We start from the raw sequence: 19,366 nt of genomic DNA on the forward strand, positions 1-19,366 counted from the left end.
GACCACCGAAGCGATCATCTGCGACAAGCCGGAAAAAGAAAAAGCCGGCGCGCCGCCGATGCCTCCGGGCGGCGGCTACGGCGACATGTACTAAGCCGAAGAGGTTTGATGATAGACGGCGGATCGGTAACGGTCCGCCGTTTTGTTCTGCGGGCTTCGAACCATGACGACTTGGTGGGTAACTCTGGGAACCGGCAACCCATCTACGACGCGCGCGGTACCTGAACCTATCTTCGCAGCGGGCCACTTGCGTCCCACCGTTTCGGTGGGGTACAACAATTCGCAATACCGCAGCTACTGCACCCCACCCGCAGGGTGGGAGATTCACTCATTATTGCAATGGCTGGTGTCTCCACCGATTGCTGAATTGGCTTCGGTGGCTGCGGCAGCGTCCACGAACTCGGTATTCGTTTTCTCGCGGATACGACTTTGTCCACCGCGCATCGCGGTCTTGGAATCGATCTATCTGCGGGCCATGGGCTCCCAATCGCTTCTAAATCGCCACTGTCGATTCGCGCCGTCCGGGCTTACCAGACGCTCGACAAATACCGAATCATTTCGTTTGGTGCTGCGCTGAGTTTCCGTTCCCACCTTTATCTGAGGTCGTCTCGCAGTTCCACAAGTCAGGCGCCCGGCGCTCCCGACATGCCGCCATCCGCAGGTCAGTCTTTGATCTCGACGGCGAGGACCCGCAGGTCGGCATCACCGACATTTTGCAGTGTGTGCGGCTCGAGTGGGGATGACCAGAGCACGGCGCCGCGGTCCGGTCGCGAAGCAAGCGACCGTGAATCAACGAGCACTCTCCCAACGTGGTCGTAGCGGATGAAGTCGCTGAAGCTCTGGACATAGAGCACGCTGGGCCATCGATGAGTGTGCAGCGGAACTGTGTCGCCGGGAGGGATGATCGTTTCAAGTACGCGGACGCGCTCGTTTTCCAGGACAACCTTGTGATGCCCCGGCGCGGCGGTGAGAGCGTCGAGGCCGTCCGGCCAAGAGTCGACTTTGGAGATATCGTTCTTTGGATCGTTCATTGCTGCCTGCCTGGCAATAGGGTTTCGAGGAGAAACTATTGATGGTAATAGAAATGTCCAGCGAGAAAATGAGCGGCCACCGGTAACCCACCTCCACCCGCACTACCCGCAACCAACTTCGCAGCAGGCTAGAACACCCCACCGTTCTGGTGAAGTACAACAACTCTCAACACCGCCGCTTCTGTACCCCACCCACAGGGTGGGAAATCTGTCGATTGCTGCAATCATTGGTGTCTCCACCGCCTGCTGTTGATATCGATCCCGCACAGCCAGACCCGCTTCGGCAGCGCAAATAGCGAAACAATTAGCATCATCCCGCGTCATAGACTATGTTGTCCGCGTTAAATAGCTCTCATCGAGGAGTATCACCGATGCAAATCCCGAGAATCCTCACCAGAGCATTGATGATTGCGCTGGCGTACGAGATAGTGTTCAAACTCGCTCATGTGTTTTCTCCGGCGCTCTTTGAGGATCCCGTGGTGCTCGCAATCACGCGATCGCTCGGCGTGCTGGTCGCGGTGATCATGATTTCGTTCCTGGTAGCCTTCTACCGGGCGGAACAATCCAATCGCGGTTTGGCGATTACGTTGCAGATTCTGATCGCAGTTGTGATCCTGGCTTTCCTCCTGCGCCTTCCGGTCGCCCAAACTTGGTTTGGCTTCCAGACAGGTCGTTTGTCCGGTGCAATCATCGGTATCGTGCGATCAGCGCTTTTCATAATGGTGTTGATCCTCTATCGCCGAAAGATTGCAGGGAGCCACGCAGCGCTGAACTCCGCCGTGATCGTCCTGGCCGGGTTCTTCGGGGTCGGCGCAATCGTCAATCTGATCGCGCTCGTTGCCTTCGCGAGCTACCTCAATTCCGGCGCTGTGATTGAGCCGGCGCCTGTCATCATAGCGCTGCTGTTTCTATTGTTTGTATTGACTCGCCTCGCGGCAATCCATTTCCTCTACCGTTACGAAAAACATGAGCTGAAATAGCCACCAAGCCGGTCAGAGCCGGTAACCCATCTCCCTCGCGGGCGCTACCCGAACCTATCTACCCAGCAAGCCACGTGCATCCCACCCTTCCGGTGAGGTACAACAACTCGCAGTTCCGCCGTTTGTGTGGCCCACCCGAAGGGTGGGAACTTCGTTGAGTGCTGCAACGGTTCTTGTCTCCTCTGCTTGCTGCCGTCTCTTAAGGTCACAATCTGTGACCTTAGAATCACAACGCTGTCACGAATCCATTTCTGACGGTGTAACCTCCGCTGGGCAAGAGATCTTCGGCCGCGCCGTGGACATAGATTCCTCCCCCTTGACACGCTCCCACGCTTCTCATAAATTGGACAACTCTAATCGATAATTGTGCGTACTAAACATCTAATTGACCGGCGCGTCGCCAGTCGAATCGGCCGCGCGTCAAGACAGTTCTCAGAGGAGACTATGAAATCAGCCAAACTTGTCCTGTTGTCGGCGTGCGCGCTGCTGCTGGCATTCGGAGGAACCGCCATGTCCCAAGACCAAGAGATGACACCCGAGCAGATGGCCGCCATGCAGGAAAGCATGAAATACATGATGCCCGGCGAGAACCACAAGCACCTGGAATACTTCGTCGGCAAGTGGAATACCACCACCAAAATGTGGCCCGCCGGTCCCGGCTCGACACCGATGGAATCTCCCGGCACGTCCGAAATCAAGTGGGTGGTCGGCAACCATTTCCTGATGGAGGAACATAACGGCACGATGATGGGCATGCCGTACCAGGGCATGGGCTTCACCGGCTTCGATGCCTGGCGCAACATGTACGCTACCTGCTGGATTTCCAACATCCAGACCAACCTGCTCACCCTGACCGGCCAGCGCGATCCCTCTGGCAAGTTCACCTACTACGGCGAGTTGGATGAGCCTTCACTGAAAGTCACTGGCCGCATGATCAAGTCGGTCACGACGATCAAGAACCCTGATCAATACGTCTTCGAGGTCTTCGATCTGCACGCCGGAGATGATTACAAGGTCTTCGAGATCACCTACGCGCGCGTGAAGTAGTCCGCAAGTCAGTCAAGCCGAACTCCCACGCGCCGTCAGGAATCTTTCCCTGACGGCCTTTCTTATGGACTGCGCGCTAAAGATGATTGACATCCCCTGCTACGATTGACTCATTTGTCGGCGTCCCAAACGTCGCAGTCGTTCAACGCGACTAACAAAAGGAGTCAAAGATGAGTTGGAACAAGCAATGGGAGGAGGAGGTCCGGAAGGCCCAGCTCCGCGTCCATTACAAAATCGCTGACAAACTCTACCCGCGCATTCGTTACGGTAGCGAGGAAGACGACTGGGGCGCCGATGTCCAGAAATGTCACGACTGCGGAGTCGTGAAGGGACAATACCACCTTCCCGGCTGTGATGTTGAGCGCTGCCCGAGGTGCGGCGACCAGGCGTTGACCTGCGATTGCCTCTACGAAGATTACAAGAAAGTGTAAGACCTGCGGGACCGTGAGAGATCAGTTCTCCCCGTGCCGTCAGGAATCCGTTCCTGACGGCCTCTGCATCAGTCGGGAAGGGATTCCCGACTGCGCGATTAGCACTTTCGCGAATGTGCCCCGTTCCCTATATTCGATTCACTATGTCTACAAACAATTTCACAAACACACCGCGCAAAGCCGCGGCCGTCGGTTTTCTCCAGATGGTTGTCGCCGGCAAGATTCACGAAGCTTACGACAAGTACATCAGCCCCGATTTCATCCATCACAATCCCTACTTCAAGGGTGATCGTCACTCACTGATGACGGCGATGGAGGAGAACGAGAGGGTCAACCCCGGCAAGATGCTTGAGGTCCAGCATGTGGTCGAAGAGGGCGATATCGTGATGGTGCACTCGCGGCTGAGATTCAAGCAGCCGCAAGCGCCGGAGATGACGGTCGTGCACATCTTCTGCTTCGCCGGCAACTTGGCGGTGGAGGCGTGGGATATCGGCATGGCGGCACCGCCCCAATCGCCGAATGAGAACGGGATGTTTTGAGGAAGGCTGAACGATCGGTCCTGAGCCAATGTCGTCCGATTCGTTGAAAGACTACTATGCCCGCCGCGCCGGTGAGTACGAGCGGATCTACGCCAAGCCGGAGCGACAGAGCGATCTGCGGACATTGGAAGCGAAAGTCACTGAGCTGCTAGCAGACCGACGTGTACTCGAGATCGCCTGCGGAACCGGCTACTGGACGCAGTTTGCCGCACAAAGTGCCCGCGCCATCACGGCAACCGACATCAACCCTGAAGTGCTCGAGATTGCCTGCTCCAAGTCGTATCGCATCGTGCCGCACTTCCTGATCGCCGACGCCTGGGAGATGGACAAGATCGAAGGGGAATTCGACGCTCTGCTGGCGGCATTCTGGTGGTCGCATATACCTCGCGAGCGGCTGGAGAAATTCCTGGCAATCATCTGTAAGTCGTTGTCTGCCAACGCACTGATCGTGATGCTGGACAATCGATTCGTGGCTGGAAGTTCGACGCCGATTGTCTTCACGGATGAACGTGGAAACTCCTACCAGGATCGCATTCTGACCGATGGATCGCGTCATCGGGTGCTCAAGAACTTCCCTACCGGTGCAGAGCTGCGAGCGACGATCGCGGGGGTTGCATCGACACCGCAGGTCATCGAGCTGGAGTATTATTGGCTGGCGGCGTGTCAAGTGGATACCGCCAACAATACTCCTTGATTACCCCATAAAATGCGTTATTATGAAGTACGCGAACAGCTTCATGATCGATATGAATCGGCTGGAAAGGAGACGCCGTGCCTGTCGACTATGAGATTCTGGACGATCTCAAACTGGTGATTGCGAAGGCGAGTGGGCATTTGATTGGGTCCGAGATCGCCTCATACCAGCGCAACATTTGGTCGGGAGCCAAGATTTTCGGCTACGACGAAATCTTCGATCTCACGGAAGTCCAGACTTTCGACTATAAGTCGGTGAGCGACGTGCGCGAGTTGGCGCAGTTGGCTTCTTCAATGGATTGGGCCAGCCGTTCGCGCAAACTTGCCCTTGTCGCGAACTCCGACATGGCGTTTGGTTTGGCGAGAATGTACCAGGCATATCGCGAATCCGATCCATCCAGCCGCACGGAGGTGCAGGTCTTCCGCAATCATGATCTGGCGCGGCAGTGGTTGGGGCGGTAGCTCGCCGGTAAGGGCCTCCTGAAGTTACACAGCCCAGATTCTCTCATTGACTTCTGACTCGCATTCTGCGATCCCTTGAAGAACCAATGACCGAGACAACGCAAGCAGAGCGTCCGCCCGGTGTGGGAGCGGCCATCGGCGTCTTTGTTCTCCTCCTGGTCGCCACGACCGTCATCTCCGTCATCGGCTATCTGACCGCCGGCATCAATCTTGCCAGCCTGCTGGCGGAAGCTGCGATCCTGGTGATTGCGATGGCGGTGATGAAGCCGTTTGGGCTGAAGATTCGCGAGGTAGTAGGAAAGCCGCCTGACGTGCCGGGGCGTTTTTGGATCTGGGCGCTGATTGCGGCACTTTCCGTCGGGTTGGTGGCGAATGACCTGACCGGTTATCTCCATCAAGTTGTTCCCCGTTCCGCCGCTTCGACGGAAGCACTGGTCGAACTGATGGTCCCCAAGTCGTGGGGTGACTACTTACTGCGAATTGCTTGTGCGGCGATTATGGCCGGCATCGCCGAAGAGATCGCTTTTCGCGGTTTCCTGCAGACCGTCTTAACCCGCAACTTGGGGGCCGTCCGGGGCTTGATTCTGACTACGTTCCTCTTTGCCATCATGCATCTTGATCCACGGATGATCCCGGGTGTGTTCTTGATCGGATTGATTCTGGGCTATATCACTTTGTTGGCACGTAGCCTCTGGATCAGCATCATAGCACATGCTCTCATCAATGCCCTCGCGTTTACGGCGGGAATGCTCTGGCCGGAATCGGCGCAAGACATGGCCTCGACGTTGCCGCTGCCGGTGACGGCCGCCATGCTCGCTCTCGCCATCATCGCGGTCAGATCGATGAGACAGGCAGTTTGTCAACGCATTACGAGCGACATGAGTTCTCGTCAGCAGAATGAGTTCTGATCCGAATCGTGACGTGGTGATACGGGAAGGATCTTCGGCTCCCAGACGGTTAGGCCGCCGTCGTCGCGGCGTCGATAGCAATTGCGGCAGCGTTTGGGTTTGCCCGTAATTCCCCTGTCAGCGAAGTACTGCTGTGCCGACGCGGTGAAGACAAACTCCTCGCCGCAGTCGACGCAGATAAGGATTTTCACGACATCTGTCATGTCCGAATCCGTTGCCCGTTTCCAGTGAGCGGGTTATCGAAAGTTATTCGTAATCAGACTCGAGGTAGTCCATCGTCTTCTGCTGGCGCTGGATGCGCTCGGAGAGCCGTTTTGACAGCGCCTCCGCCGCGTTCTCGCCGTACACCTTGAGCATGTGATTCATCGCGATGACTTCGGAAATCACCGTGATGTTCTTCCCCGGCGAGATCGGGATCGTCACAACCGGGATTTCGACGCCGAGGACCGTGGTGTAGCGCTCCTCCAGGCCGAGACGCTCATAGGCGCTACCGCCCTCCCAGTAGGTGAGGCGCACTTCAACTTCGACGCGCTTCTGCAAGCGGATCGCGCGAATGCCAAAAAGCTTCTCGATATCGATGACGCCGATGCCGCGCACTTCCATGTGGTGCCCCAGCAGCTCGTTGCTCTGACCGATGATCGTAGTCTGCGTTTTGCGGGTAATCTTGACCATGTCGTCAGCGACCAGACGGTGCCCGCGTTCAACCAGATCGAGGGCGCACTCCGACTTGCCGATCCCGGACTTGCCGGTGTAGAGCAGACCGACGCCGTAGACGTCCACCAGCGTTCCGTGTTTGGTGATCGACGGCGCAAAGACGTTGTCGAGGATCAGCCCCAAGCGACCAATGAAGTCGGTGGTAGTCAAACGCGTGGAACAGAGCGGAATCTTGGCGGCGTCGGCGACCTCGAGCATTTCCTTCGGCGGCGCGATACCCTTGGTGACCACCATCATCGGGATCGGGAAAGCCACCAGCCGGCTGATCGACTCACGACATTGTGGGCCGGTGAGGGAGAACAAGTATGCCAGCTCGGTCTCGCCGAACACCTGAACGCGCTTGAAGGCGTAGCGGTCGGTGTAGCCGGTCAGCGCCAGACCGGGCCGGAAGATTTCATTGGTTTGGATCGGCCGCGCGACGCCGTCGGCGCCCGCCAAGAGTGTTAGATCAAGGATCTCCTTGCGATCCTTGATGAGGGCATCAACAGTTAAAGCGGACATAGCCTCTAAGTCCTTGAGAAAAACAAACCGCGGTCGACTTCAGCCGGCCGCGGGTAATCTAACGGGTTGAGGCGCTCATGCAAGCCTAATAGTCAACCTCGTCAACTTTGGTCGTCAACTTGACCTTGGCTTTGCGCTCGGACAAGCCCTTCTGGTCGCGTTCTTTCATTTTGCCCTTGTGCTTTTTCAACTGCGCGGCCATCTTGTCGGTCACCATCTCAATGGTCGCAAACATATCTTCAGTCGAGGCCTTCGACACCAGCTTGGATTTCGACACCGTCATCGTCAATTCGCCTTCGCACCGAAATCCGTCCTGAGACAGGACGAGACTGGCCGAGACGATGTTGTCAAAGAACTTGTTGAGCTTCTCAATCTCTGAGATCGCCCGATCCTTGGTCCTTTCCTCCACCTCGTAACGCCGTCCGGTGACTTTGATCTTCATAACGGCTCCTCTCCTTCCAGAAAAAGGAATTTCGCCCAGCGGTGGTCTTTACTCGGGACCGCCGTGGTAATGATGGTGTGTCTTGATAAAGCGAACCGTGCGCGTCTTCAAACGCATGACCACTGAATGCGTGCTCGCGCCGTTGCGGCTGAAACGCACGCCGTCCAGCAGTTCGCCATCGGTCACGCCGGTTGCTGAAAACATCAATTCTTCGCCGGTGGCCAGCTCTTCAGCACGATAGATGCGGTCCGGGTCTTGGACACCCATTCGCACTGCGCGCTGGCGCTCCTCCGGATTTCGAAACTTCAGTCTGCCTTGTATTGCCCCGCCCAGACAGCGTAGAGCCGCTGCGGCCAATACGCCTTCGGGCGCACCGCCGATTCCCACCAATACGTCCACGCCAGTGTCGGGCATGGACGTGGCAATGGCGGCGGAAACATCTCCATCCGGTATAAGCCTGATCCGGGCCCCAAGTTTCCGAATTCGTCGAACTAAATCGTCGTGGCGCGGTCGTTCCAGAATTGCCACGGTCAATTCTTCGAGCTTCAATTGCAGCGCTTCATGAATCTGTCCCAAATTCGTCTCGATCGACTTGGACAGGTCGATCGCCTCACGAGCCTGATGGCCGACCGCGAGCTTTTCCATGTAAGTGTCGGGCGCATGCAGGAAGGAGCCTTTCGGGCCGAGTGCAACCACCGACATGGCATTGGGGCGTCCGAACGCGACCGAATTTGTGCATTCGAGCGGATCAAGCGCCAAATCGACTGCCGGACCGGTGCCGCGACCCACCTGCTCGCCGATGAAGAGCATCGGGGCCTCGTCACGCTCCCCCTCACCGATCACTACCCTGCCGGCGAAGTCCAACTCATTGAAGCGCTCGCGCATCGACTCGACGGCAGCGTGATCGGCAGCGTCGGTGTCGCCACGTCCCATCCAATGCGCACAGGAAAGTGCTGCGGCTTCCGTTACGCGCACCATCTCCAATGCCATATTCCTGTCCATGAATCAATCGTGATGATAGCAAGATGTTAAACGCTTCGAAAGTGCAGAAAATTTATCAGGAAAGTAATGCCGAGTTCTCACATTGATCCCACTGCCACCGTGATCTGCCTGAGTTAGTCTACGAGAATCGCCCCGGTGTGCTGTCCTGACCTGCAGAGATTAGACAGCGCGGCGGCGGAATCGCGCCGGCAGAATCTTCATCTCTTCGCGATACTTGGTCACCGTCCGGCGGGCGATTCGGATATCACGTTGATTGAGGATTTCGAAGATCTCCTGATCCGAGAGCGGTTTACCTGGATCTTCCTTGGCAATGATCTCCTCAATCTGCTGCTTCACAGTCCGTTTGGCGACTTCTTCGCCGTCCTGCGTTTTGACGCCGGAGTTGAAGAAGAACTTGATTTCGAAGACGCCGTGGGGCGTCTGGACATATTTGTCGGACGACACGCGCGAGATCGTGGCCACATTCATGTTGACGATGTTGGCGATGTCTTCCATCGTCAGTGGCTTAAGGTGTTCGATCCCATTTTCGAAGAAATCGAGCTGTTCCTGCACGATTGCGGTCATGACGCGGATCATCGTGTTGCGCCGCTGATTGATCGCGTTGAGCAGCCAGCGCGCTTGCTCCAGCTTCTCGCGCACGTATTTCTTGGTCTCCTGCGGCGTGTTATTGCCCCGCTTGAGCAACTCGCGATAGCCGGCGTTCACTCGCAATTGTGGCACATTGCGGTCGTTGTGCGAGATCACCCACTCTTCGCCAATCTTCTCCACGATCAGATCGGGGATTACCGCCGCCGCCGCGCGTGCGAAACGGCCGTAGGCGGGACGGGGCGACAGGCTCTTGATGACTTCCATCGCCTCCTGCACCCGCTCGAGCGACACGCCCATCGACTTGGCCAGTTGCTGAAAGCTCTTCTTATCGAGCGTTTCAAGGTGTTCTTCAACGATTCGGTAAACCAGATTGTTGTCGCAGTGACGGTCGCGCAACTGCAGCAGCAATGACTCCTTGAGGTCACGCGCGCCAACGCCGGAAGGATCGAAGCGATGTATCTTGACCAGAATTCGCTCGACACGCTCCGGATCGATCTTCAGTGTTTCCGCGATCTCTTCAATTGTAGTCGTCAAGTATCCTGATTCGTCAATATTGCCAATGATGATCTCGCCGATTTCGAAGTCTTCGGTGGGGAGCTTGAGAAAGGCCAGCTGCTCGAGTAAGTGCTCATACAGCGACTGTTCGCCGGCAACGTTAAACTCCGGCATCTCTTCGTTGTCTCCGCCTTTGAATTCTCGGGCGTTGTAGTCTTCGTTGTCGCGGAGATAATCTTCCCAATCGATCTTTTCCTCTTCCCGTGAGTCGTCTTTCTTGTCGGCCAGGATGTCTAATTCCTGTTCCTGTTCCTGGCTCTCAACTTCCTCAAGAAGCGGATTTACGGCAAGTTCATGCCGCAGAAGCTGTTCCAGCTTCAAGATCGGCATCTGCAGCATCTTCAGAGACTGAATCAGTTGTGGGGCGAGCTTCTGCTGGAGACGTTGAGTTAATTCAAGGCGCATATTATCTTATTGTCTGGTAATGCCTTAACTGATCCTGACGACTTTCTATTCTATTATCGGTCATTTATACGGTCAGTTTAACCGGAACTTCTCGCCGAGGTAGATCTTTCGGGCCTCCGGGTCGGAAGCCAGGAATTCAGCAGTCCCGGATTTCAGGATCCGACCGTCACACATAATATAGGCTCGATCAATGGTCTGTAACGTCTCTCGAACGTTGTGATCAGTAATGAGGATCCCAAGGCCTTTGGACCTCAGTGCATTGATTATACGCTGAATGTCTTCGACCGCAATAGGGTCGATCCCGGCAAATGGTTCATCCAAGAGAAGAAATTTCGGTTGCAAAACGAGCGCTCGGGCAATCTCGACACGGCGTCGTTCCCCCCCAGAGAGTTGATAGCCACGTGACTTTGCGAGCCTCATCACGTCAAGCTCTTCCAGAATCTGTCTTACCCGATCAATTCGCTCTGCTTTCTTCATGCCCAGGGTCTCGGCAACTGCCATAACATTTTGCCAGACAGTCAGTTTACGGAAGATGGATGGTTCCTGAGGCAAGTAGCCAATACCCAGCCGGGCACGTCTGTACATCGGCATACCCGAGATTGTCTTCTCATCCAGCAGCACCCTCCCTGCCAGTGGGCGGATGAATCCGATCACCATGTAGAACGTCGTCGTCTTGCCTGCTCCGTTCGGGCCGAGCAGCCCGACGACTTCGCCCTGATTGACCTCGATCGACACGGCATCAACTACGCGCCGTTTACGATAGGTCTTAACAAGCTCGGTGCAATGCAACTTTGCCATCACAGAGTATACTAACGAGTTGATAAATCGGAGGCCAATGAATTTGCGTCCGCTGCCCCAAAACAAGACGAGCGGCAGAAAAGATCTACCGCTCGTCGAAAGGTCGATTAAGAACTGGAAGCTAGGTGGTCGCCTGCTTCTTGGCGAGCTCCTCGGTCTGCCAGATCAGTACCTGATCGGCAGCCGGATCATAGCCGACGTGCTTATAGCGGATCACACCATCCTTGTCGATCACGACCAGCGTTGGAATTCCTGATACCTCGTAATTGGCGGCGACCTGATTGTTGCCGAAAAGGACATTGAAGGTGTAGCCGAAGTCAGCCAGGTAAGGCCGAACCTTAGATGTGTCGTCTTCCCAGACGTTCATGGAGACGAATTCCACGTCGGCCGGCTTACGTTCGACAAACTCTTGCAGCAGCGGCATTGTCATGCGGCAGGGGCCGCACCAGGTCGCCCAGAAGTCGACAACGACGACCTTCCCGCGCAGGCTGGCGAGTGAAACGACTTTGCCCTCGAGATTCGTGAACTCCCAAGCGGGAGCCGGAACGTTCATCTGATCGTTGACGGCCAAGGTGCGGATGGAGTCGGCGTTGGCAAGCACGCCGGCGAGACGAGCCTGGCGCTGGTTATCGGATGCGACCTTGAGTCGTCCTATCAACTCCGGAAAACCGGGCAGTTGCCGCACCGAAGCAAGCGCCTCATTACGTTCGAGGCGGCGATAGTCGCCATAGCCCTGATCGGCGGCGGAGTTCAGATAGAGCAGCGCGGAGTCCGGTTGGTTGTTAAGGGCATAGATCTTCGCCAAATCCACCAGCGCATCAGCCGGTCTTCTGGTCATGGCGACAATGGCATGCTGATACTTGAGGGCTTCGGGATAGCGGGCAGAGGTGCGATAGAGGTCGACCAAATCGCGGCGAACGCGTTCCTCCTTGTCGTGGCTCTGCGCAAATGTCACGAGGGCCGATTCGGCGCCCTGGACGTCGTTCATCGCCTTCAGAATTTCCGCCTGGGCGGATACCGGCCGATAATCATCGGGTAGTGTGACGCCGTAGGCCTTGGCATACTTGAGCGCCTCCGCATAATTCTTGCGATTCATGTAGAGCTGCGCCAACTGCGCAAATCCGGAGGGATACGAGTTGTCGATCTCCAGTGCCTGCTGATAGTGCTCGATCGCTTTGGCCGTGTCGGGCGGATTGCTGTTGAGATAGGACGAAGCCAGGCCGAAGTGTCCCCAGTAATACTTGGGATCAAGGTCGACCGCTTTTTGGAAGTAGGTGATCGTCTCCATGCCGCCAAGACAGCGGCCATAAAGATAGGCAGCCATGGCGGACGTCGGGTTCGTATCGTACAGGTTCTTGTAGTACGCCAGTTTCTCTGGCGTCTTCTCGTAGCCGTCAAAAGCGCTCTGGTAGTCGCGATGCAACAAAGTGGAATTGGGATACTTAGTTAGGAAGTGCTCAAAGACCGCCTGAAAATCCTCGAAGGTGATGTTTCCCTGTTTGGCGACAGCAAGGGCTTCAAGCGAGTCATTTACGGCCTTTACCTCAGCCGGCTCCTGGTACACGGCTGCAGTCGGATCCCCCGGTACTTTGGAACAGGCGCCCAGCATCAATGCGGCGAGTAGTAGGGAAGCAAAGGCAATTCTCATCAGTCCTCCGATATAGTTAGGTGAACTCATCTCAGTAGATGCAATGTATATGAAATGCAACGCCGGGGAACGACAAAAGTTTCGAGCCGGCACCGATTCTTGGGGCAATACGACTCTGTTGTGGAAGGAAAACGAAACGGGCGCATCGTGGGATGCGCCCGGAAATGCTCAAGAATCGTGAGGATTTAGAAACGCAAGCCCAGCGAGAATCGGTGCACTGATTCCAGGCGGCCGAAATCGGCGAAAGCATAGTTCACTGCCAAATTGGTCGATTCCCAGACTTTAAGATCGCAGCCACCGCCAAAGGTGAGGCCTTCTTCTTCATAGTTCACCTTCCAGCCGCCGCGCAGGAAGAACATTTCATGAAAGGCCACCTCCGTTCCGACCGATCCTTGTTGACGGTTGTCGGACGGATCGCGCGCTTCCACGGCGAACGTCACGCGTGTATTCGGCGAGTATTGCAGATCGTAGGCAGCGCCGATGCGGAAGATCAGCGGCAGGTCGTAGGAATCAACATCCAGCACGCCCTTGGCATCGGCATAACTGTCATTGCCTTCCTGGGGATTGTAATTGAAGTTCAGTTCCGACCCCGACATCTTCATTTCCGGTCCGAGATTCGAAATGTTCATGCCGATGCGCAAATTACGATAGCCGGGGTAGAGCAAGGTCCCAAAGTCGAAGGCGACGCCGGAGGCGCGCTCCTCGGAAACGCGTTCGGTGATGTACTTGGTGGAGAGGCCGAACGAGAAGAATTCAGTCCACTGACGCGCATAACCGAGCGTGATCGCATAGCTCGAAGCCGAGAACATCCGGCCGGTACCGTCGGGTTGATCGACGGTGGTGATCTCCATGTCGCCGGAGGTCAGGGCAGTGACGGACACGCCCACGCTCCCGAACGCGAGCGGTTTGGCCAACGAGACATAATTGAGATTCACGCCGGCGACATAATTGATGTTGGAGAATTCGAGATACGAATGACTCAGCGCGCCCAGCCCCGCCGGATTCCAGTAGAGAGCGTAGCCGTCGCAAGCCATCGCGACGGAGGCTTCTGCCATGCCCGTGTAGCGCGCGCCCATGCCGATTTTCAAAAACTGCGCGCCGGCCGTGCCGACCTTCGAGAAGTCCTCGGCGTGCAGCGTGGCCGCGGCCGTCAGCATTGAGAGCAGCAGCGCGGTTGTGATAGTTTGACGCATTGTGATCTCCTCTGCCGATGCCTATTTGACCACCGCGAACTTGCCCACCTTCTCGCCGACATCGGAATTGACGTGGTAGAAGTAGAGTCCGGGCGCGATGCCCTGGCCATTGACTGTAAGCATGTTCCAGACGCAGGTGCCCGAGCCGGAATGCTCGAGTGTCTGCACCAGGTCGCCGGCGAGCGTGTAAATGCTGATGGTTGCCCGATCGGGAAGGTTCACGAATTCCATGCGACGTTCGCCCTCGACGCTTTCCCAAGCCGCGCGCGCGATGTAGGGATTGGGCACGACGCGGATGCGATCCAGAGCCTGTGTAGCCGCCTGCTTATCAATGCCGGGAATACTGTAAACGAAGCGATCACCGGCCCCGTTCAGCGGTGCGCCGCCGACTTCAAAGATGTCGCCGACGTGATAGTTGTAGCTGGCGGTGTCGAGCCGGAAGAACCAGCCGTGGTAATAGGGAAAGGCTTCCGGATGCGGGTCACCGTCATAATGAATATTGACAATCGAAATGTAATCGCGAAGGCGCGGATCCCAGCCGGGATTCCCGGAATCAAGATGATAGATCTCCGCGAGCACCTGCTCGTTGGTCGTGGTATTCCAGACCTCGAAGGGAAGTTGAATCGGCGTGACGTCATCATAGAATGAGTATCCGACCGAGCCACCAGGTGTGAAGCGCAATTGATAGGTCGAGCGGAAGTGAATGTCGCCGCCGAGCGGGAAACCGAAGACACTTCCCATCGCACCGTAGGAGAAACCAAGTTTCAGCGTGGTGTCGGAACCGGTCGCAAAGGAAACCTGGCGAAAATGCGATGGTTCGCGCTCGCCGTTCACGACCAACAGCCGTACGCCGTCGACGATTGGAGCTTGCGCGATGTCGCCGGTTTGATCGATCTGGTCACGAATCAGGGTGTCGCCGGTCGTGTGATTGATGACGAACCAGGTGGTGGCGTACGGTGATTCGTCAAAGCCGACCAGGTAATCTTGGCCGGTGAACTGCTGATCATCAAAAAGCACTGGCACCACTTCACCATCAGACGGCGAGCCGGTGCCGCTGTACTCGTGACGCAACGTCTGTTCGATTGGCACGTATCCAGCGGGATTCGATCGCGGCACGACCGCAGCGGCGTTAACGTCGCCTCCGGGAACGCCATAGGCTGTTTGCAGCGGCCCGACGCCGGAGGCAGTGTCACCCTTGTCGAAGGCGACAATTGAGTACCAGTACTCGAAGCCATTAGTCAGACTGGTGTCCACATAGCTGTGCGGGATTGGTTCGGACGGATCCTCGACGCGCCACATCGCCAGCGGCACGTAGTCGGGACCCAGACTGCCATCGGGATTGCGCGCCAGTCGTCCCCAAGTTATCCCCTTGTCGGTCGATCGATAGATTTTGTAGCCGGCGAAGTCGGGCACGCCGAGCAGCGGATCGATCGACTCAATTGCGCTTCGGTCCCAGGAGAGGCGCACCGACTGCGCCGTCGGGTAGGCGCTCAGGACCGGCGGCTTGGGCGGCGCGGGGCCGACAAACCGATTGGAGTAGATCGTCTGGGCAATCTTGGCCTTATCGCGGAAGTCGTCTTCGTCGTAACCGGCGATCAGGGCGAAGCCGATCCGAATCGTCTTGCCGGCTTCGAGATTGATCCCGGAGGTCGCCTGCACATAGTACTGGTCGGTCGGCGGCAGTGACGCTTCGTAGACCTTCTCGGAGATGTAGGCGTATTTTTCTCGATCGTCGGTGTTCGCGATGCGTTCCCATTCGCCGGTGCGGAAGGCAGTCATGCCGATACCGTCGGGAGTCTCGATATAACGGGTACCCATCAGGCCGGTCACGACGCTCGGTCCCCAGCCGGGGTCGTAACCGTCAGCGTCGTAGGTCCATGCCAGATTCAGCGAGGTGTCCGATGCAACAAGGTCACCAAGACGTCCGTTCTCACCGGTGCCGTCGGGGCCGCCGATATCGAAGTCGCAGTAGAGCCCGAAGGCAAAATCGGTGTAGTCGTTGTCGCTCTTGTTAGTGATATCGAGGACAACGAACATAAAGTCTTCGTTGTAACTGTAGTTCCATTGGTAAATGGTCTGCACCAGCTCCAGCCCCAGCAACGAGGATCCCAGCCCGGCATCATTAAAGCGATAGATGCTCTCCTGCAGCGACGACGGGCCGCCCGGCAAGTAGCTTTGCGTCTGCGGATCCCAGACCTGATTGTAGACCCACTGGCCGGTTTGCGGATCGAAACTGCGCCAGCCGTAGGCCGGATGATCAAGTCCGAGGCCAACCGTATCGTTAGGATCGTATTCGTAACGCTCAGGGTCCGTTGAGAGCCGAATGCGATAGTCGAGGTCGGTTTGGAGATCGCGAATCGGCGCAAAGTCATCATCGGTGTTTGCCAGCAATGTGTCCCCGGCGATTGACGCCCCCATCCAGTATTTGATCTCAGCCAAATAGTCATGGCCGGATCCCTTGGGCCATTCACCAGAGGGGTAACCGATATGACTCAGGCCGCCGATCGTTCCCCAATTGGAGACCGTCGTCCGAATGTTTCCTTTGTCGTGAGTGATCATATCCTGGATCTCAGGGGGCGGCACTTGCGTACCAGCCGCGGCTGCCAGCAGGTTTCCGGCCAGGGCGCTCCAAAGACCGAGGGTCACGAGTATCGGCAGGAGGAGGAAGTTTCTGCTCATGCGATAACCTCCGTGGTTCCTTAACATTAGAAGATCCATTCCAACCCCCACTGAATCGAGCGCGGCGCATCGTAATTTTGCGGATCGTTGGCCAGCAGGCGCCGCAAGGCGTTGACATCGTCAGCAGTGGCCGGTCCGGGCGGATCGGAGGTCAGTTCGTAGTTGTAGCCGTCGATATCGGCCAAGCCAGTTCGCGAGTAGACGTTGACGACGTTGCGACGGTCAAAGAGATTGTTGACTTCGACAAAAAGCCGCAGCTTGGAGTCGACAGCCTGGAAGGGGAAGAAGTCCTTGTCGAAACGGAGGTCGACGCGGTAGTTTGCCGGCATCCGCCCCTCATTGAGTCCGCCCAGGCGCATTCCGCTCTCATCCGTGCGGGTATACGGCATGCCGCTGCCATAGGTAAAGAATGCATTGGCTCCCCACGCGGACGGTACGGCCAGCCCGAATACCTTAAGTTTCTGATGGCGCGGCACCCGGAAATCGACGTTGACGTTAAGCGTGTGGCGCTGGTCGAAGGCCAGCGGGAACTCCTGCACCGGGATAACCGGGGCATCGTCGCCGCGGGTGAAGTAGTCATAGTAGAATTCGTTGGCATCGGACGAGTTGCCCTGCGCGATCATGTACGAGTAGTTGATTGAGCCGGTGAGGTTGGAGTTGCCAACGCGAGTCAACGCGAAGTCCAGACCCTTAACAGAGCCATAGTCCCCATTGTAGTATTGAGTGAACCCGCCAGAAGCGGTAGTCACGAATTTGCTTGATACCAGATTCGCCACATCCTTGAAGAAGGTGGTGACATTCAAGCGAACATTATCGGCGACGCGCTGCGTCAGACCGAGCTCATAAGAAATCGTGCGCTCCGGCTCCATATTTGGGTTGCCGACAATGGGGTAGCCAGTTGTCAGGTCCGCTTGAAGATTGGTAAACATGTACGGATACTGCGGCACTTGATAGTAGTAGCCGTAGTTGAGATGGAAGAGTGTGTTCTCGGAGACCGGATGCGAGAAGCCGAGACGCGGCGAGAGGTGCGTTTTGCTCTTGGAGCGCAAGCGGGTGGTTTTGGTTGCAGGATCGTCCCAGTAGTCGACCTCGGCATTGAGGTAGTCGAGTCGGAGACCGGCGTTGATGATCATGTAGCCAAGCTCAATCTTGTCCTGCAAATAGGCCGCGGCGTAGCTGGGGCCGACATCGTATTTCTCGCCGTACGGGCGAGCGTTGAAGAACTGCTTGTTGTCCCAGACGAGACGGTTCTGGCGGTATTCGCCACCGAGCGTCACCTGATGGTACTTGGAGACCTGCGAGAGCAGGTCGAAGCCGACCGACTTGTACGATGACTCGCGATTGAGGTAGTAAGGATAGAAGAGCGTGTCGTTGACATACCCAGTATAATAGTAGGCCGAATCGGTTGAGTAGTTCTCCTGAATGGTGCCGTTATAAAGACCGTTGCCATCCACGGAGTAACCCGGCCACTGATCCCAGTAGACGTCAAACAGGTGATCCGGCGCGAGTTTGGTACGGGTCTTGAAATAGCCCAGCTTAAACGACACCATGGTATTGGCAGACAACTGCAGAGTGGCGTTGCTGCCGATGCGCGCCGCGCGATTCTTGATCAGGCCGGAATTCTGCAAAGCAAAATCGTAGGAGTAGCCGTTGACGTCGCGGTGCTCGTAGCGTTGCTGTTCACGATCATAGAGGTTGGAGTACAGCGTCACCTTGAGATTCTGCAGCGGACGCAGGGCCAGTTTGGAGGTCAAGGTCCAGCTCTCGGCGCGGTTGTGTGGGAGATACCCGCCATTGTGCGCGTATTCGAGCGAATTGAAGAAGTTGGCCCGTTCGGAGTTAAGGGTCGGGATCGGACCGGCGAGGTTGAATACGCCGTAGTAGTTGTCGGTACGCCGGGTGCGGTCGAATCCACCGGTGTGAACATTGTAGGGACTACTCATGCCATCGGCGAGTTTCAGTTTGCCAACGTATCGATCCGAGCCTTCCTGCGTCAACAGGTTGACGACACCCGAGAGCGCTTCACCGTACTCGGCCGAATAGCCACCCGAAGTCAGGCTGACCGTTTCGAGCGCGTCGGGATTGACCCGGGTGCCGAGGCCGCCGGAGAACTGATCCTGCACCGGCATGCCGTCAAAGTAGTAGGTGACCTCTCCGTAGCGGCCGCCACGCACATGGAGTCCGCCGTCATTGTCGGACACCGTGCCGTTCATGCGCAAGATGACCTGCTGGATGTTGCGGCTGTTCGGTTGCAGGTCGATTTCTTCTTTGGTAATGGTGCGCACCGAAGCCGTGAGGTCGCGCTGGATCAGCGGTCGTTCCGCCACCACCGTGACGGCCGTGTCGAGTTCCACAGTTGCCGGCATCAGTGCAATCGTGACGGGGGTGGTCAAATCGAGCAAGACCTTGAGCCCAGCCCGGATTTCGGTCTGATAGCCGATGAGCTGCACGGCGACGTCATAAGTGGCGACCGGGAGGTTCAGGATGTAGAATTCACCGTCAAGATCCGTTGCCGTCACAATCGGTTCGCCGACGATGGTCACCGTTGCGCCGGCGAGCGGCTCGCCGGTTTCGGCCGAGACAACCGTGCCGGAGATTTTTCCCGTGGTTTTGGCCATTGTTAGACCAGCAAAGCCGGCAACGATCAACGCTGCCAGGATCGCGCCTGCGAAAACTCTATTGCTTCTCAAGCTACCTCCGGTTGTTTGACGGTGAACAACCCGCTGCAGCATCGCGCTTCAGCGATCGAC

General features: G+C 56.8%; 18 protein-coding genes. 7 read left to right on the forward strand and 11 right to left on the reverse strand.

What is annotated here, in order from left to right; all coding sequences use genetic code 11:
- Positions 1–662: 662 nt before the first annotated feature.
- Positions 663–1,031 (reverse strand): cytoplasmic protein, encoded by a 369-nt coding sequence (locus IT585_03335; protein MCC6962261.1) that lies wholly within the window; start codon positions 1,029–1,031, stop codon positions 663–665.
- A 371-nt stretch (positions 1,032–1,402) separates the two neighbouring features.
- Here IT585_03335 and IT585_03340 point away from each other — a divergent pair, with 371 nt between their 5' ends.
- The 7 genes from IT585_03340 to IT585_03370 all read left to right on the forward strand — a co-directional run bounded on the left by IT585_03340 (position 1,403) and on the right by IT585_03370 (position 6,091).
- Entirely contained in the window at positions 1,403–2,011 is a 609-nt protein-coding gene (locus IT585_03340; GenBank protein MCC6962262.1) for a hypothetical protein, read from the forward strand.
- Positions 2,012–2,455: 444 nt separating this feature from the next.
- Positions 2,456–3,058 carry a DUF1579 family protein gene (locus IT585_03345; GenBank protein ID MCC6962263.1) on the forward strand — a complete coding sequence of 201 codons (603 nt, stop codon included), beginning with the start codon at positions 2,456–2,458 and terminating at the stop codon, positions 3,056–3,058.
- A gap of 170 nt (positions 3,059–3,228) precedes the next feature.
- Entirely contained in the window at positions 3,229–3,489 is a 261-nt protein-coding gene (locus tag IT585_03350) for a hypothetical protein (GenBank protein MCC6962264.1), read from the forward strand.
- A gap of 143 nt (positions 3,490–3,632) precedes the next feature.
- Positions 3,633–4,028: a nuclear transport factor 2 family protein gene (locus IT585_03355; GenBank protein ID MCC6962265.1), complete on the forward strand. Its 396-nt coding sequence runs from the start codon at positions 3,633–3,635 to the stop codon at positions 4,026–4,028.
- Positions 4,029–4,056: 28 nt separating this feature from the next.
- Positions 4,057–4,722, forward strand: coding sequence for a class I SAM-dependent methyltransferase (locus IT585_03360; GenBank protein MCC6962266.1), 666 nt, complete (start codon positions 4,057–4,059; stop codon positions 4,720–4,722).
- 77 nt (positions 4,723–4,799) lie between these two features.
- Positions 4,800–5,183 (forward strand): hypothetical protein, encoded by a 384-nt coding sequence (locus IT585_03365; protein ID MCC6962267.1) that lies wholly within the window; start codon positions 4,800–4,802, stop codon positions 5,181–5,183.
- 86 nt (positions 5,184–5,269) lie between these two features.
- Complete coding sequence (locus tag IT585_03370) at positions 5,270–6,091, forward strand: CPBP family intramembrane metalloprotease (GenBank protein MCC6962268.1); 822 nt, start codon at positions 5,270–5,272, stop codon at positions 6,089–6,091.
- Here the strand turns inward: IT585_03370 and IT585_03375 are convergent.
- The 10 genes from IT585_03375 to IT585_03420 all read right to left on the reverse strand — a co-directional run bounded on the left by IT585_03375 (position 6,073) and on the right by IT585_03420 (position 19,306).
- Positions 6,073–6,294, reverse strand: a complete 222-nt coding sequence (locus IT585_03375; GenBank protein MCC6962269.1) for a zinc-ribbon domain-containing protein — start codon at positions 6,292–6,294, stop codon at positions 6,073–6,075. The two genes, IT585_03370 and IT585_03375, sit on opposite strands and share 19 nt — an antisense overlap.
- Positions 6,295–6,337: 43 nt before the next feature.
- Positions 6,338–7,306, reverse strand: coding sequence for an HPr(Ser) kinase/phosphatase (gene hprK, locus IT585_03380; GenBank protein MCC6962270.1), 969 nt, complete (start codon positions 7,304–7,306; stop codon positions 6,338–6,340).
- 85 nt (positions 7,307–7,391) lie between these two features.
- Positions 7,392–7,748, reverse strand: coding sequence for a ribosome-associated translation inhibitor RaiA (raiA, locus tag IT585_03385; GenBank protein MCC6962271.1), 357 nt, complete (start codon positions 7,746–7,748; stop codon positions 7,392–7,394).
- Positions 7,749–7,796: 48 nt separating this feature from the next.
- Positions 7,797–8,750, reverse strand: coding sequence for a class II fructose-bisphosphatase (gene glpX / locus IT585_03390; GenBank protein MCC6962272.1), 954 nt, complete (start codon positions 8,748–8,750; stop codon positions 7,797–7,799).
- A gap of 159 nt (positions 8,751–8,909) precedes the next feature.
- Positions 8,910–10,298, reverse strand: a complete 1,389-nt coding sequence (rpoN, locus tag IT585_03395; protein MCC6962273.1) for an RNA polymerase factor sigma-54 — start codon at positions 10,296–10,298, stop codon at positions 8,910–8,912.
- Between the two features lie 72 nt (positions 10,299–10,370).
- Positions 10,371–11,096, reverse strand: coding sequence for an LPS export ABC transporter ATP-binding protein (lptB, locus tag IT585_03400; protein ID MCC6962274.1), 726 nt, complete (start codon positions 11,094–11,096; stop codon positions 10,371–10,373).
- Positions 11,097–11,217: 121 nt separating this feature from the next.
- Complete coding sequence (locus tag IT585_03405; protein MCC6962275.1) at positions 11,218–12,744, reverse strand: redoxin family protein; 1,527 nt, start codon at positions 12,742–12,744, stop codon at positions 11,218–11,220.
- Positions 12,745–12,929: 185 nt separating this feature from the next.
- The gene (locus IT585_03410; GenBank protein MCC6962276.1) at positions 12,930–13,937 is read right to left on the reverse strand and encodes a PorV/PorQ family protein; all 1,008 of its coding nucleotides are present in this window, start codon (positions 13,935–13,937) and stop codon (positions 12,930–12,932) included.
- A 21-nt stretch (positions 13,938–13,958) separates the two neighbouring features.
- On the reverse strand, positions 13,959–16,616 hold the full coding sequence (locus IT585_03415; protein MCC6962277.1) for a T9SS type A sorting domain-containing protein: 2,658 nt from the start codon (positions 16,614–16,616) through the stop codon (positions 13,959–13,961).
- A 26-nt stretch (positions 16,617–16,642) separates the two neighbouring features.
- Positions 16,643–19,306 carry a TonB-dependent receptor gene (locus tag IT585_03420; protein MCC6962278.1) on the reverse strand — a complete coding sequence of 888 codons (2,664 nt, stop codon included), beginning with the start codon at positions 19,304–19,306 and terminating at the stop codon, positions 16,643–16,645.
- Between the last annotated feature and the right edge of the window lie 60 nt (positions 19,307–19,366).

The sequence above is a fragment of the Candidatus Zixiibacteriota bacterium genome (genome assembly GCA_020853795.1).
Taxonomy (GTDB): domain Bacteria; phylum Zixibacteria; class MSB-5A5; order CAIYYT01; family CAIYYT01; genus JADJGC01.